The organism is Marixanthomonas ophiurae (genome assembly GCF_003413745.1).
GTDB lineage: Bacteria > Bacteroidota > Bacteroidia > Flavobacteriales > Flavobacteriaceae > Marixanthomonas > Marixanthomonas ophiurae.
This window is the reverse complement of the sequence record NZ_QVID01000001.1, coordinates 1,748,355-1,762,420: the sequence shown is the minus strand read 5'-3', so window position 1 is coordinate 1,762,420 and position 14,066 is coordinate 1,748,355. Positions and strand designations below refer to the sequence as shown.

Here is a 14,066-nt window from a genome sequence, read left to right as displayed (position 1 = left end):
TTATTTTTTAGTTTGAAATAAGTGTACATCGCGTTGCGGGAACGGGATGGTAATTTGGTTTTCTCTAAACAGTTGGTCTATACGAAAACGCATCTCACTTTTAATACGAGGATCGACAAAACTGTCACCAATATAAAAGTAGATACTAAATATAAGTGCTGAATCTCCAAAATCCTCAAATAATACGAAAGGTTTAGGACTTTTTAACACACCTTTTTGTTTTTCGGCACTTTGCAAAAGCAGATCTTTAACCAAGTTTGTATCACTTCCGTAAGCAACTCCAACTTTTACATATTCCCTTGTAGTTCGATGGTTTTGGGTGTAATTGTATATAGTATCGGTAATAAATTTATGGTTGGGAATGATGATAATCTTATCATCACGTGTAATGGCACGGGTGGTACGCAACTTTATATCTATTACTCTACCAACTTTACTGTTTAATTCAATAATATCGCCCACCAAAAGTGATTTGTCTAGGATAATGAAAATACCACCTATTATATCTTTAAAAAGGTCTTGAAGTGCTAACCCCAAACCAACCAATAGTGCTGCAGAAGCTGCTAAAAAGGGGGTAATATTAAATCCTGCAACACTTAAAACAACAAAAACAACTACAATGTAAGTAACGTATTTTATAAATTTAAAAACACTTATAAACTTACGCTTGTCAGATTCTTGCATTTTACGGGTATACAAACGCCGTATCCACTTTAAAATAAAACTTGCAATAAAAAATGATATGATGATAAGCAACAACAAGCCAATGGTCACATTTACTTGCTTATCCCCTTCGCCAAAATTTGCGCCTAATTGGAGAAAATCTTTTATACTTCCCCAAATATCGTTCGTTACAACTTCTTCTATTTTTTCAGAAACGTTTTCCTGCTGAATCATTATTAGTATTTAAGCCACTTGATAATCTCTTTGTAGCTTGCTTTTTTTCCATACATCAAAATACCCACTCGGTATATTTTTGAAGCAAACCACACTGTACCTATAAATGTAGCAAATAAAATAACTACTGATACAATTTGTTGCCAAATAGGTACTCCAAATGGAATACGCATGAGCATTACTACGGGTGAGGTAAATGGTATAAAAGAAAATACCTGAGAAACCGTACCATGTGGATTATCAATTACAGTAAAGAAACCTACATACACAGCCAAAATCAATGGCATTAAAATAGGCATCATAAATTGTTGCGTATCGGTCTCGCTATCTACAGCAGCTCCAATAGCTGCATATAACGAAGCGTATAGCAAATAACCGCCAATAAAAAACAATATAAACATGATAATTAAATTGGCTATTGGCAATGAGTTAATTTCGTGAATAACTTCCATTGCTATCTGTTCCGCCCCACTACCATTGGCTTCTAGCATTTGTTGCTGAGGAGTTTGTACTGCTGAAGGGTCTATACCTAATACAGAAGTAACAACTACACTAAACACACCTATTAATAACATCCAAGCTACAAATTGTGTAATTCCGGCCAAGGTTGTACCAAAAATTTTACCTAATAACAGTTTCATAGGTTTTACTGAAGAAATAATCACCTCAATAATCCTACTAGTTTTCTCCTCTATAACACTGCGCATAATCATGTTTCCATAAATAATGATAAACATAAACAATAGATAACCAGCGGCTCCACCAAATATTAACTTAAGACCCGATCCTAGTTTTGAGGTTTCCTGCCCAGCGTAGGTTTCTAAATTTGTATTTATTTTAATACGAAGCTCTTCTATTTTTTTAGAATCGATCCCTGCTTCCTGTAGTTTTTCTGTGTTTACTTTTTCTTCTATGGCATCTTGGATATCGTCCATAATAGTCAAAGAAGGGGAGTCTTCAGAATAAAATGTGATTTTGTTTGCAAGCTCATCAATAGTCTGTGTCTTCGGAATGTACAAAAATCCATAATATTCAGACTCTTCGGAGAGTTTTTTGGCTTCAGCAAGCGAAATATCGCTCAATGGTTTGTAATCTATGGAGCCAGTATCTTCAAATTGATCGACAAACAGTTGACTTTCATCCAAAATTGTGATAGTACGCACGCTATCGCTATTAATATTTGATAAATAAGCTACCAACGTAAAAATACCTACCAATATTAACGGACTTAAAAAAGTCATAATGATAAATGACTTGTTACGTACTTTATTTAAATATTCTCTTTTTAGAATTAGTAAAAGATGATTCATATTGATTAGTTGTTACGTACAGTTTCTATAAAAATATCGTTCGCAGAAGGGATTACTTCCACAAAGTGGGTAAGCTCTCCTTTTCCAGTTAAATACGTGATTAAGTCGTTTGCAGTATGTGTTTCAGGAATCTGAATTTTATACTGTAATTCGTTGTTAATACTTTTAAAAGTAGCAGGAAACAAGGTGAATTTTTCTTTTAAATCGGCTGTAACTACATCGGGATATTCAGCTTGAATACCAACTTCATAAGTGTTCGATTTGTATTCCCGTTTAATATCTATCAACTTACCATCCAAGATTTTATTACCTTTATTAATAAGAGCAATATGGTCACACATTTCCTCAACTGACTCCATACGGTGTGTTGAAAAAATTATCGTTGCTCCATCATCCCGTAATTTTAATATTTCGTCTTTTATTAAATTAGCGTTTATGGGATCAAAACCACTGAAAGGTTCATCAAAAATTAGCAGTTTTGGATTGTGCATAACGGTAACCACAAATTGAATTTTTTGTGCCATCCCCTTCGATAGTTCTTGTATTTTTTTATTCCACCAATCGCCAATTTCCAAACGGTCAAACCAATACTTTAAGCGCTCTTTAGCTTCGGTTTTGCTTAAACCTTTTAATTGTGCTAAATACAATGCTTGTTCCCCTACTTTCATAGATTTGTACAAGCCACGTTCTTCTGGCAAATAACCAATATATTGTATATGGTGTGGTTGTAGTTTTTCTCCATCTAAAATAACCTCACCTGTGTCTGGCATGGTAATTTGATTAATAACACGTATAAAAGTTGTTTTCCCCGCTCCGTTAGGACCTAAGAGACCAAAGACGCTTCCTTTTGGTACCTCAACTGAAATATTGTTGATTGCTTTATGCTTACCAAATGTTTTAGAAACATTGTTTGCTACTAAAAGTTTTTCCATAATTTTTACTATCGATTTCGTAAAGGTATTGAAATGCCCTTGAAGGCAAATAGTATTCTAAGTAATTTAATATGTTAGTGCAAAAAAACTATAGATTGTTACAATTTTCAACACCTGATTATTCAGAATAAATACATTTAAAAATCTAGAGTTTCTAAAAAAACAAAACCCACCCTCTATAAATAAAGGGTGGGAAAAAAATTGCTATGAAAAAGAAAAATTATCGCTACAAAGTGTAGCGATGAATCAAATATAAGTAAAAATTATTTAATTAACGTTTATTTAAGAAAACATGTCTTTTACCTTTTCAAAAAACGATTTATCTTCTTTTTCAGGCTTGGGTTGAAAGTGCTCATCGTCAGTCATTTTCTCGAAAAAAGCACGTTGTTCCTTACTTAATGTTTTTGGTGTCCATACGTTTACGTGAACCAATAAATCTCCAGAACCGTATCCATTAATACTTGGTATTCCTTTGTTACGGAGTCTTAATATTTTTCCACTTTGCACTCCAGGCTCTACCTTTATACGCACTTTTCCAGTAACAGTATCAATTTCTTTTGAAGCACCAAGGGTTGCATCTGAAAAACTTACATAAAGATCATAATGAAGATTATCGCCTTCACGCTGTAAGGTAGGATGGTCTTTTTCTTCAATCGCTACTAAAAGATCTCCTGCTATTCCATTACCTGGCGCATCGTTTCCTTTACCAGAAACTTTTAACTGCATACCGTCTACAACTCCAGCAGGTATTTTTATAGAAACAGTCTCTTCTGTAGCTAACATACCATGTGCATCTGCGTTGTTAGGTTTTTGATCTACAATTTGACCTGCCCCGCTACACGTACTACACGTAGTAGCAGTTTGCATACGTCCTAAAATAGTATTTTGTATACGGGTCATTTGTCCCGATCCATTACAGGTTGTACAGGTTTTATAGGTAGTGCCTTGGGCAACTTTTTTACGCTTTACTTTAATTTTCTTTTCTACCCCGTTTGCTATTTCCTCAAGAGTAAGCTGTACGCGAATACGAAGGTTGCTTCCTTTTACAGTTCTGCGACCACCGCCGCCAAAACCGCCAAAGCCGCCAAAACCTCCGCCACCGAAGATGTCTCCAAATTGACTAAAGATATCGTCCATATTCATACCTCCGCCACCAAAACCACCAGAACCATCGAAGGCTTGATGACCAAATTGGTCATACTTCGCTTTTTTATCGGGGTTGCTTAAAACCTCATATGCTTCAGCAGATTTTTTAAACATCTCTTCAGCTTCAGCATCACCAGGATTTTTATCTGGGTGATACTTAATAGCTCTCTTTCGATATGCTTTCTTAATTTCTGCCGCCGTAGCGTTTTTACTTAAACCGAGTATTTCGTAATAATCTTCCTTCATACAATTATTGGCCTATCACAACTTTTGGGAACCGGATGATCTTTTCACCCAAGGTATATCCCTTTTCAATTACATCAATTATTTTTCCTTTTAAATCGTCTGACGGGGCGGGAATTTGTGTCACCGCCTCATGAATTTCAGCATCAAACGTTTCCCCTTGATTAGTCTCTATTGGTTCTAATCCTTTAGCTCGAAGGGTTTCTCTCAATTTATTCTGGATTAACTCCACCCCTTTTAAAAGGTTTTTGTCATCCGTTTTTTCAATCTCTTTCAAGGCACGATCAAAATCATCCATTACTGGTAGTAGTGATGTTATGACATCCTGCCCTGCTGTTTTAAACAACTCTACGCGCTCACGGCCGGTTCTTCTTTTATAATTTTCAAACTCAGCAAACAAACGTAAGTTGCGTTCTTTTTCTTTTTCTAGCGCTTCCTGTAGTTTTGTTAGCTCATCTTCTTCAACTTTTTCATTTTCAGTTGTATCTACAGTGTCTTGCTGTTCCTGCTCTTTCGTTACCACATCATTTTCGGCAACTTCCTCTTTTTTGGTTTTATTTTTCTTGCTCATGAATGAGTTCATTTTTGTTTTTTCTGAAAGGTGCAAAAGTACTGCCATTTAATATGAAATGACAAAATGTCAAGTGTTTATTTTAATAGTATTTTAAGAATAATAAAATCTGTAACTGCTATTTTTGCAAAAAGAAACTAAACACAAAATAAACCATGAAAAAAACCATCATCAATAGTACACTAGCAGTTTTTATTGCAATAGGAGCTATTTCTTGTAACGACGGAAAAAAAGAAGCAAAAACATCTGAAGCAAAAGAAGTTGCCGAGACTACACAGGAAGCTGTAAGCTATACAGTTGATACTGCAGCATCGACCGTTAAATGGCACGGTGAAAAGCCAACAGGAAGCCATCACGGAACGGTAGATATAGCAGACGGTTCACTTTCAGTAAAAGATAATATGATTGAAGCTGGTAATTTTACCATCGACATGAAGACCATTACCGATGAAGATTTAGAAGGTGAGAAAAAAGCTAACCTTGAAGCACACCTTATGGGTACTGTGGAAGGAAAAGAAGGAGACTTCTTTAATGTAAACGAATATCCTACTGCAACTTTTGAATTAACAGGAGTTGAAGCAATGGGCGACCACACTATGGTAAAAGGGAATCTTACTATGAAAGATAAAACCAACCATATTGAATTTCCTGCAACTGTAAACATGGACGTTGATAAAGTAGTGATTGAAACTAAGCCTTTTACCATTGATCGAACTAAATGGGGGGTTAATTACGGTTCTAAATCAGTATTTGATAACTTAGGAGATAAGTTTATTAATGATGAGATTGAATTGACAATATCATTGGTTGCTAAAAAGTAATCAAAGAATCAAAATAATTATTGATTAAAAAGACGGTCTTATTGACCGTCTTTTTTTATAGTAAATTTTTAATAGCAGGTGCTACATTTACATATTTAAACTCGTAGCCGCTTTCTTCCAATTTTTTTGAACTTACCAATTGTCCTTTAAGCACTAAAATGGACATTTTACCAAGAACTAAGCGCAGCACAAAACCTGGCACTTTAGGCAACCATAGGTCTTTTTTTAAGTATGCGGCAATTTTACGAGTCATTTTCTCATTAGTAACTGGATTGGGAGCAGTTGCATTGTAAACCCCTTGAAGTCCATTTTTTAATATGTGGATATAAATACAAACAATATCTTCTAAATGAATCCAAGACATCCATTGTTTACCATTCCCTAATGGTGCTCCAAAACCCTTTTCAATAGGTTGAACTATTTTTGGGAATGCACCTTCCTCTTCTGCCAAAACAACACCAGTACGCACTTTTGTCACCCGCATATCTAGTTTTTTAAATTGATCGGCCGCGTTTTCCCATGCCTGAACCACTTCAGCTAAAAAAGTAGTATCAACATCAGTATCTTCTTCAGTATACAATCGGGATTCACTATTTGGGTAAATACTTACCCCACTTGCAGAAATGAAATGTTTTACACTTGTTTTCGTCTTTTCTAAAGTATTATAAATAAGGTTAGCTGTTTTAGTTCGGCTTTCCAAGATGGTTTCCCGATAGCTTTTTGTCCATCTTTTTGATATGGTTGCGCCTACCAAATTGATAATAGTAGTTACATCGGTAAAAGCATTTTCATCGATTTCACCCTCATAAGGGTTCCAATAAAACCCTTTGTAATTGGGTTTATCTTCAATTTTATCTTTACTTGTAGTTAAATAGTTTACACTAATTCCTGCTTTATGGCATTCTTTTGTTAATTGTGTACCTATTAATCCTGTCGCGCCCGTTATCAATACTTTCATAAATCAATCAATTCTCCTTTAATAGCTTTTTATTTAAAGTTACAGGATATATAAAGCAATCCCAAAGCACTTAACGCAATATTAAGACTGGAATATGCTAAAGTTGTTAAAAAGATTGTATGAAGTGAGTTTTATAAATTCTTCGAGGCTCTCAGCATTTCTCTTTTACCGGGAGGTCCTGGTAAACGCTCTACAGTAAAACCAACAGCCTCCATGTTTCTTCGAACGCTTCCTTTTGCTGAATAGGTAACTAAAACGCCTTTGTTTTTTAATGCATCAAACATTTTCTGAAATATCTCAAGCGTCCATAATTCAGGTTGTACTCGTGCTCCAAAAGCATCAAAATAGATAAGATGAAATATTTGTTTATCTTTTATTTCAGAAAAAAATTGTTTTCGTTTTAATAACTGAAAATTTGGAATAATCGTGGTTTTTCTTTCCCATTCTGCAGAATGAAGTTTTTGAAATTCATCTTCTGAAACATCTAAAACCTTAGCATAGTTTAACGCTTCCAATACTTTAACATCAATTGGATATGCTTCCACTCCAGTATATTCTACTTGTAATTGTTTGTTTTTAGATTCTAGAAGGGTTAAAAAAGCATTTAACCCAGTGCCAAAACCAATTTCGAGAATAGAAAGTGTATTAGTAGTGTATTTGTCACAAAAATAATAAAGTCCTGTATTTATAAAAACGTGTTGAGCTTCGGCTATTGCTCCATGTTTTGAATGGTATTGCTCATCCCAATCTGGCAAATGAATCGTTATAGAACCATCGCCAGTTTTAAGGAATGTACGTTTCATTATTATTGCTTTTCAGCAGTTTCTGGCAATAATACTCCGTGCGATAGAAAAGCATACGTAAGTTCTGGCTCTGTAATAGCAGCAACTTCTTCTTCGCTTTTACCAGCATCTTTTGCAAAGTGTTTTAAATCTTCTACGCTCGTTTTTTCAACATACGCTTTTCCAGCTACAATAACCTCATCGGCAGCGATGTCTTTTGGCATAAAAAAACCGTAGTCTTTAAATTTCACAAAAGCTTCGTCTTCATTACCGATATCTAAGCGCATCCAACATCCTTTTTTCTGACAAACCGAATTTACTTTTGACCGAAACTTTACTTCTGAAGTATCACCAACTTTCATCGCCTCAAATTTTTCTTTCATTTCAGCAGCTGTCATAACATTTTGATCGTTTATTTTTTCACCAAAAGACTGATAGGCCATTTCTTTTGAAGTTTCAACAACTTCTTCTACTGTTGTCGTCTCGTTTTTAAGTTCTTCACTTTTTTTATTCTCATTACAACTTATAGCTATAAATAGGAAAGTAATGGCAAATAGTATATTTTTCATGATATTTTTTTCAGAAATTAATCGTATATTATAATTCTACAATTTTAAGGAATTTTTACATTTTTTTTAGAGTATTTTTTAATTAATTTTGACAGCTAAACAACGTATTCCATGAGTCTTACCGCAAATGAGCATATTTCAATAGAAAAGATCAAAAAATCAAAAATAGATCAAGTTGATTTTGACAAATTGACCTTTGGCAAGAATTTTACAGATTATATGTTCGAGTGTGACTACAAAGATGGGAAGTGGCAAAATCCTACGATTAAACCTTATGGCAATTTAATGTTATCGCCAGCTACAAAGGTTTTTCACTATGGTCAAGCTGTTTTTGAAGGAATGAAAGCTTATAAAGATGATAATGGCGAAGTGTTTTTGTTTCGTCCTGAAGAGAACTTTAAGCGTATAAATATTTCTTCTAAACGGATGGCGATTCCTGAATTTCCTAGGGAGTTCTTTTTTGAAGCATTACATACACTTTTACAACTTGATAAAGATTGGGTACAACCTGGTGATGGAAATTCGCTTTATATACGCCCATTTGCTATGGCCACTGAAGTTGGTGTTTCGGCCGCTCCTTCAGATGAATATAAATTCATGATTCTTATGGCACCTGCCCAAGCCTATTATACAGGTGATGTGCGTGTTGTAATTGCTGAAAAGTTTAGTCGTTCTGCAGATGGTGGTGTTGGTTATGCCAAAGCAGCTGGAAATTATGGCGCACAATTTTATCCTACTAATTTGGCTCGTGAAAAAGGATTTCAACAAGTAATCTGGACCGACTCTAATGAACATAAGTATTTAGAAGAGGCTGGAACGATGAATGTTTTCTTCAGAATTAACGACACCTTGATTACAGCTCCAATTAGTGATCGAATTTTAGATGGAGTAACAAGAAAAAGCGTTTTAAAGCTAGCTGAACGTGCTGGAATAAAAACTGAAGTTAGAAGGATTCAAGTTTCAGAATTAATAGAAGCTGCAAAAAACAATGAGTTAATGGAAATCTTTGGAGCAGGTACTGCTGCGGTAATTAGCCCAGTAAGTGCTTTTAGCTACAAAGAAACAGTTTACGATATTCCTAAAACAAACGATGGGTACGCTGTTCGATTTAAAAAAGAATTAATGGATATTCAGCAAAACAGAGCAGAAGATCCTTTTGGCTGGAGATATCCTTTAGCTTAACAAGCTAACTCTATAGAATTAAAAGCCGAAAGAGAACTTCTTTCGGCTTTTTTTATTTGTCTAAAATAGATTGAATGTCCGGTTTAAAATAATTGGGACCTTTTAAGACCTTTCCATCTTCTCTATAGATTGGATTTCCATCTGCACCTAGTTTACTCATATTGCTTCTTTGTATTTCACTAAACACCTCTTCTATTTTATGTTGCATGCCGTGCTCAATGATTGTTCCACACAGTATATAGAGCATATCACCAAGGGCATCGGCTACTTCTACTAAATCATTATCGTTGGCAGCTTCCAAGTATTCTTCATTCTCTTCTCGCATTAATTTATAACGCAATAGGTTTTTTTCCTTTCCTAGAGTAGCTGTTGGGATTTCCTTTTTTCCTAGACCAAAAGCCTCATGAAATTCAGCAACAGCAGCAATTTTATTCTTCATTATATGTAGTTTAATTGTATTTTTGCAGTCGTAAAATTACACATTTATGTTTAGTATCGGTCAATGGATTTTTGCTGCTATTTTTGCTATCGCTTTTATAGGTATTATTCTTTTTAGTTATCGAAAAGATAAAAAGCTTCATAAAAAATACTACAAAGGAAGTTTTTGGATTCTTATTGGCTTTATTGTTTTTATTTTGCTTCTATTAGCTATCAAAACATATGTAAAAGGTTGAAAAAAATTTTCTTACTCTATTATTTAGCTTAAAAAAGAGCCTATTACCAAAAAAATACCCAAAATCGGGTATTTTATGTATTCCTTAGCCCTTCTATTTTTGGGCTGTGAACATTTACACAAAATTAACTACACTTCTAGAGGAAGCCAAAGAACATTCGTTTCAGTTAAATACTAGTGAAACGATAACCGTTCTGGATGCTTTAAAGCATATTTCAGAAAACAAAAAAATTCTGGATAAGGCTATTTACCATGCATTAGTACTCAAGCAGCAAAGTCCCAAAGTTAAAAACCTTACCCGTAGAGAGACTCAAATATTTAATTTAGTTGGCAATGGTTTTCGATCTAAAGAAATTGCATTAATGCTTTCTATAAGCCAGGCTACCGTTTGCACTCACAGAAAAAATATAATTAAAAAATTAAATATTACAGGAAGTAGACAGCTACAGTCTTTAGCTTATAAATACACTGAAAACAAAGCGATTAATCCACTTCCTACAAAAAATACCCAATAATGGGTATTTTGTAACATTCCGTCTTAACTTACTTTTAACAAAAATTATAAACCAAATTTTAATTATGAAAAAAATTACACTTATTGTTTTATGCGTTTTGTGCTGGAGCGTTTCTAAAGCACAAGAGACTAGCATGTTACTGCAAGCCCCTGGAGAAACTTATGAGTATTCTTTAGAAGAATCTTTTACTCAAGATAAGGTACAAACATTTAAGGAATACTCTTTAGGTGTTATGTTTATGCCTATTCCCTTGTTTATAGATGAAATTGAAATTACACAAGATGGGAACACGCAGAATTTTTCTAATGATGAGAACATCTTTAACGTAGGTATAGGTCTAGTTGTAAATGCTGACTTTAACGAATCTGGTTTAGGGTTTGGCTCTATGGGTTATTTCTCGATTATTGGTGGAGAAGACATTAGAGCTTATGATGGATTTTTTGCTTTAAAATATGATTTCGCATTAGGTGATCCTATTGATACAAATTTTGAAATATCTCCACTATTAGGGTTGGGATGGTTACAATTTCAAAGAAAAGCTGATGAAGCTAACTACGGAAGCAGTTATTATGTAGCAGGTGGATTACGATTAACCTGGAAAATTGTTAATGGCGTTTTTGTAGGAGCAGATGCTTTAACAACACCAACACTTTTTGCATTCAATAAAGAAAAATTATTAGGAGTTGATGGTGAAGTTGACGAAGTGAAATTTAAGAACAAAACTCCTGTTACGCTAAACATTTCTTTACGTTTCAACATCCTTTAAAAAATTTATAATTTAAAAATCAATACGATGAAAAAATCATACTTATATATTACACTATTCATATCGCTATTAGGATTGTCTTCTTGTGATACTGATTCTGAAGCGTCTTTTCTTGAAGATGGTGAAGATTTAGGCTTTACTGGAACGGAGGATGACATTATAGACTTTTTAACAGAAGATGCTTATCAAGGATTATTAGACTTAGGAATTAATGTTAATACGGGTAAAACTCCTCCAGATGTAGTTGGAAGTTATTTAATAAGCCCTAATGTTTTAAAAGCAACGAACATTCCTGACGATGGTTTTGATATTGGTGATGGGTTTTTCGATAAGAGAATTTCATTTTTCTCCCAGGACAATGATGACTTAAGCATTGAATATACAGGTGCTCAAATAGATCCCGATGGAAATACAACTTCTACAGAAACAGGTACTGAATCTTTTATAACTGGTTCTGGGAACAATTTTACAATTATAATTAGAACAAGCGGAGTAAATCAAACCGGATCTGGAAACACCGTTTCAATAACTAATGGTCTTGCTATTTCAGGAACTATAACTGAAGAAGGCATTTTAAATGTAGAATCTGGATTTATAATAATTGAAAAAACTGGTGATACGGAAGATGAATTGATAGATGAAGGCGAAGGAAGATTATTTGAAGACCAAGATGGATTAACCGAGCGCATATAATTGTAAGCCTTTAAAAAACACATATGAAACAGTTTGTTTTCTTTTTTATTTTATTAACCACCTCTCTGTGTCTTGCTCAGCATGGCACAGGGTTGGTGTTTGATGATGAAGCCTACGAAGAGATACCGTCAAAACCAAAAAATGTTGCTTTTTTTGATGATCTAGCAGATATCTCCAGTGCCTCCATAAAAAAATATGCTCCGGTAGTTAGAAGCCAAGGTGGATATGGTACTTGTACCGGTTGGGCTACAGCTTATTACGGCCGCACTATAGTAGAAGCTAAACAGTTGGGGTTAAAAGACCAAGAAGAAATAAATAAAATAGCCTTCTCCCCTATTTTTACCTATTTAAATGCTGCAACCAAAGAAAATAGTTATAACTGCCAAAAAGGAGCTTCTTTAGACCGGGCTTTACGCTCACTTATAAATGATGGTTCTCCCTATTTTGAAGATTATAAAGATGCTCAATTTTGTGACGATGCCATACCAGAAAATGTCTTTGAAAAAGCGAAATCAAATGTTATTAAAGAATACAATCGTGTAATTGTTGGTAGCGAAACAAAGCAAGAAAAAATAGAAAATGTAAAACGGGCCGTTCACAACGGGAATCCTGTAATAATTGGTTTTAAAGTAGAGAAAGCACTGCATATAGCTAAAGGTGTTTACGTGCCAGATAATCAATTGACAGGCGGTGGTCATGCCATGTGTGTAGTTGGCTTTAACGATGAGAAATATGGTGGAGCCTTTGAAATTATTAACAGTTGGGGTACAGATTGGGGTAATAATGGATACATATGGGTAAAGTATGATGATTTTGTTACCTATACCCGCTATGCCTTAGAAATTATTCCGAAGCCCAAACCAGTAAATGAGTTTAAAACGTTAGCAGGAGAACTACGAATCGAATTAAAAGGCGGCCATCCAATGGAGGTTATTAAAGGTGATGCTACGTTCAAAAAAAGTGTTCTTGGTTGGCAAGATGTAGTAAAAGAAGAAGAAACCGATGAAAAAACAGTAGGTGATTATAAAACTACTGCATCCTACCCAAAAGAAACCAGATACCGCATGTATGCAAAGGTTAATCAACCAAGTTACGTATATGTATTTGCTGCAGACAGCGCTGGTGAAAACGGAGTACTCTTCCCGCATCAAGAAGGAATTTCACCTTATTTTGATAATACAGAAGCCGAACTGGTAATTCCAGGAGAGAAGTATTTTTTCAGGCTTAATAAAGATGTGGATTCAGATTATACAATTGTTGTCTTCTCATTAGAAAAAATAGATTCTAAAAAGGTAAAAGAACAGCTAGACACCCTAGAAGGTGACATGCTTGATAAACTATATGTAATATTTAATGATAGCTTAATTCCAAAGGAAAACATAGAACTGTCAAAAGACAAAATGAAATTTAATGCAACATTTAAAACAGGGACAACAGCAATGATGGTCTTAGACATAAAACGATCTTAAATGAAAAAAATAGCTATCACTCTAATGGTATGTGCCTTGACAATTTGCTGTAAAGGGCAAAAAGAGAGCCTGTATAGTTCGCAAGATATTGTAAAAGAGGAGGAAGAAGTTAAAAAAGAAAGTATCAATCTAGAAGAAACGGTCGGTATAGCAAAATTAGATCATGTTCAAAACACTCAAAAAGTAATTATTTATAAAATTGAGGATGTATTAATTGAAGGAACAACTAATGAATATGGAAAAAAAGCAGTTAAGCAAGGTAGTTTGATTAATAAAGAAGCAGATACGTTTCTTACTGAAATTACAAACTCAAATAATTACAATACAACTGACGATAAAAGCATAGCATTTGAGCCTGATTATCAATATGAATTATGTGCCGAAAATTGTGAGCTTTCAATTTTATTAGATTCAAAAAATAAAAAATTAGGGTTTATAAATTTAGAAGGTCAAGAAGTAATTAGCGTACGGGACAATTTTGTTTCGTTTTTAAAAAAAGAAAAAAAGTAGCAGTACAATATTAATGTATTGTACAAATT

Annotated in this window: 16 protein-coding genes; 7 read left to right on the top strand and 9 right to left on the bottom strand. The window is 34.2% G+C overall.

The annotated features are described in order from the left end of the window. From DZ858_RS08115 to DZ858_RS08095, 5 genes are all read right to left on the bottom strand, one after another. Entirely contained in the window at nucleotides 1–897 is an 897-nt protein-coding gene (locus DZ858_RS08115) for a mechanosensitive ion channel family protein (RefSeq protein ID WP_117159060.1), read from the bottom strand. A 2-nt stretch (nucleotides 898–899) separates the two neighbouring features. After that, nucleotides 900–2,207 (bottom strand): ABC transporter permease, encoded by a 1,308-nt coding sequence (locus DZ858_RS08110; protein ID WP_117159059.1) that lies wholly within the window; start codon nucleotides 2,205–2,207, stop codon nucleotides 900–902. A gap of 5 nt (nucleotides 2,208–2,212) precedes the next feature. After that, complete coding sequence (locus DZ858_RS08105; protein ID WP_117159058.1) at nucleotides 2,213–3,139, bottom strand: ABC transporter ATP-binding protein; 927 nt, start codon at nucleotides 3,137–3,139, stop codon at nucleotides 2,213–2,215. Nucleotides 3,140–3,421: 282 nt separating this feature from the next. Beyond that, entirely contained in the window at nucleotides 3,422–4,531 is a 1,110-nt protein-coding gene (gene dnaJ / locus DZ858_RS08100) for a molecular chaperone DnaJ (protein WP_117159057.1), read from the bottom strand. Between the two features lie 4 nt (nucleotides 4,532–4,535). Further along, the gene (locus tag DZ858_RS08095) at nucleotides 4,536–5,099 is read right to left on the bottom strand and encodes a nucleotide exchange factor GrpE (protein ID WP_117159560.1); all 564 of its coding nucleotides are present in this window, start codon (nucleotides 5,097–5,099) and stop codon (nucleotides 4,536–4,538) included. Between the two features lie 155 nt (nucleotides 5,100–5,254). Here DZ858_RS08095 and DZ858_RS08090 point away from each other — a divergent pair, with 155 nt between their 5' ends. Beyond that, the gene (locus DZ858_RS08090; RefSeq protein ID WP_117159056.1) at nucleotides 5,255–5,920 is read left to right on the top strand and encodes a YceI family protein; all 666 of its coding nucleotides are present in this window, start codon (nucleotides 5,255–5,257) and stop codon (nucleotides 5,918–5,920) included. A gap of 55 nt (nucleotides 5,921–5,975) precedes the next feature. On the opposite strand, the gene DZ858_RS08085 is transcribed toward DZ858_RS08090, so the two are convergent. The 3 genes from DZ858_RS08085 to DZ858_RS08075 all read right to left on the bottom strand — a co-directional run bounded on the left by DZ858_RS08085 (nucleotide 5,976) and on the right by DZ858_RS08075 (nucleotide 8,229). Next, complete coding sequence (locus tag DZ858_RS08085) at nucleotides 5,976–6,878, bottom strand: TIGR01777 family oxidoreductase (RefSeq protein WP_117159055.1); 903 nt, start codon at nucleotides 6,876–6,878, stop codon at nucleotides 5,976–5,978. Between the two features lie 131 nt (nucleotides 6,879–7,009). Next, the gene (gene mnmD, locus DZ858_RS08080; RefSeq protein WP_117159054.1) at nucleotides 7,010–7,681 is read right to left on the bottom strand and encodes a tRNA (5-methylaminomethyl-2-thiouridine)(34)-methyltransferase MnmD; all 672 of its coding nucleotides are present in this window, start codon (nucleotides 7,679–7,681) and stop codon (nucleotides 7,010–7,012) included. 2 nt (nucleotides 7,682–7,683) lie between these two features. Beyond that, nucleotides 7,684–8,229 carry a DUF4920 domain-containing protein gene (locus tag DZ858_RS08075; RefSeq protein WP_117159053.1) on the bottom strand — a complete coding sequence of 182 codons (546 nt, stop codon included), beginning with the start codon at nucleotides 8,227–8,229 and terminating at the stop codon, nucleotides 7,684–7,686. Between the two features lie 111 nt (nucleotides 8,230–8,340). Here DZ858_RS08075 and DZ858_RS08070 point away from each other — a divergent pair, with 111 nt between their 5' ends. After that, nucleotides 8,341–9,411 (top strand): branched-chain amino acid aminotransferase, encoded by a 1,071-nt coding sequence (locus DZ858_RS08070; protein WP_117159052.1) that lies wholly within the window; start codon nucleotides 8,341–8,343, stop codon nucleotides 9,409–9,411. Between the two features lie 52 nt (nucleotides 9,412–9,463). Here DZ858_RS08070 and DZ858_RS08065 read toward each other — a convergent pair whose 3' ends face one another. Further along, complete coding sequence (locus tag DZ858_RS08065) at nucleotides 9,464–9,850, bottom strand: pyrophosphohydrolase domain-containing protein (protein ID WP_117159051.1); 387 nt, start codon at nucleotides 9,848–9,850, stop codon at nucleotides 9,464–9,466. A gap of 341 nt (nucleotides 9,851–10,191) precedes the next feature. On the opposite strand from DZ858_RS08065, the gene DZ858_RS08055 reads away from it, so the two are divergent. The 5 genes from DZ858_RS08055 to DZ858_RS08035 all read left to right on the top strand — a co-directional run bounded on the left by DZ858_RS08055 (nucleotide 10,192) and on the right by DZ858_RS08035 (nucleotide 14,037). After that, nucleotides 10,192–10,599, top strand: coding sequence for a response regulator transcription factor (locus tag DZ858_RS08055; RefSeq protein ID WP_117159049.1), 408 nt, complete (start codon nucleotides 10,192–10,194; stop codon nucleotides 10,597–10,599). Between the two features lie 64 nt (nucleotides 10,600–10,663). Further along, entirely contained in the window at nucleotides 10,664–11,365 is a 702-nt protein-coding gene (locus DZ858_RS08050; RefSeq protein WP_147309579.1) for a hypothetical protein, read from the top strand. A gap of 27 nt (nucleotides 11,366–11,392) precedes the next feature. Beyond that, nucleotides 11,393–12,058 carry a hypothetical protein gene (locus DZ858_RS08045; RefSeq protein WP_117159047.1) on the top strand — a complete coding sequence of 222 codons (666 nt, stop codon included), beginning with the start codon at nucleotides 11,393–11,395 and terminating at the stop codon, nucleotides 12,056–12,058. A gap of 23 nt (nucleotides 12,059–12,081) precedes the next feature. Then, complete coding sequence (locus DZ858_RS08040; RefSeq protein WP_117159046.1) at nucleotides 12,082–13,527, top strand: C1 family peptidase; 1,446 nt, start codon at nucleotides 12,082–12,084, stop codon at nucleotides 13,525–13,527. Next, entirely contained in the window at nucleotides 13,528–14,037 is a 510-nt protein-coding gene (locus tag DZ858_RS08035) for a hypothetical protein (protein ID WP_117159045.1), read from the top strand. The last annotated feature ends 29 nt before the right edge of the window (nucleotides 14,038–14,066 follow it).

Excerpts from the sequence above, each read along its gene's own strand:
- DZ858_RS08115 (WP_117159060.1), bottom strand. The coding sequence starts at position 897 with ATGATTCAGCAGGAAAACGTTTCTGAAAAAATAGAAGAAGTTGTAACG.
- DZ858_RS08110 (WP_117159059.1), bottom strand. The coding sequence starts at position 2,207 with ATGAATCATCTTTTACTAATTCTAAAAAGAGAATATTTAAATAAAGTA.
- DZ858_RS08105 (WP_117159058.1), bottom strand. The coding sequence starts at position 3,139 with ATGGAAAAACTTTTAGTAGCAAACAATGTTTCTAAAACATTTGGTAAG.
- dnaJ (WP_117159057.1), bottom strand. The coding sequence starts at position 4,531 with ATGAAGGAAGATTATTACGAAATACTCGGTTTAAGTAAAAACGCTACG.
- DZ858_RS08095 (WP_117159560.1), bottom strand. The coding sequence starts at position 5,099 with ATGAGCAAGAAAAATAAAACCAAAAAAGAGGAAGTTGCCGAAAATGAT.
- DZ858_RS08090 (WP_117159056.1), top strand. The coding sequence starts at position 5,255 with ATGAAAAAAACCATCATCAATAGTACACTAGCAGTTTTTATTGCAATA.
- DZ858_RS08085 (WP_117159055.1), bottom strand. The coding sequence starts at position 6,878 with ATGAAAGTATTGATAACGGGCGCGACAGGATTAATAGGTACACAATTA.
- mnmD (WP_117159054.1), bottom strand. The coding sequence starts at position 7,681 with ATGAAACGTACATTCCTTAAAACTGGCGATGGTTCTATAACGATTCAT.
- DZ858_RS08075 (WP_117159053.1), bottom strand. The coding sequence starts at position 8,229 with ATGAAAAATATACTATTTGCCATTACTTTCCTATTTATAGCTATAAGT.
- DZ858_RS08070 (WP_117159052.1), top strand. The coding sequence starts at position 8,341 with ATGAGTCTTACCGCAAATGAGCATATTTCAATAGAAAAGATCAAAAAA.
- DZ858_RS08065 (WP_117159051.1), bottom strand. The coding sequence starts at position 9,850 with ATGAAGAATAAAATTGCTGCTGTTGCTGAATTTCATGAGGCTTTTGGT.
- DZ858_RS08050 (WP_147309579.1), top strand. The coding sequence starts at position 10,664 with ATGAAAAAAATTACACTTATTGTTTTATGCGTTTTGTGCTGGAGCGTT.
- DZ858_RS08045 (WP_117159047.1), top strand. The coding sequence starts at position 11,393 with ATGAAAAAATCATACTTATATATTACACTATTCATATCGCTATTAGGA.
- DZ858_RS08040 (WP_117159046.1), top strand. The coding sequence starts at position 12,082 with ATGAAACAGTTTGTTTTCTTTTTTATTTTATTAACCACCTCTCTGTGT.
- DZ858_RS08035 (WP_117159045.1), top strand. The coding sequence starts at position 13,528 with ATGAAAAAAATAGCTATCACTCTAATGGTATGTGCCTTGACAATTTGC.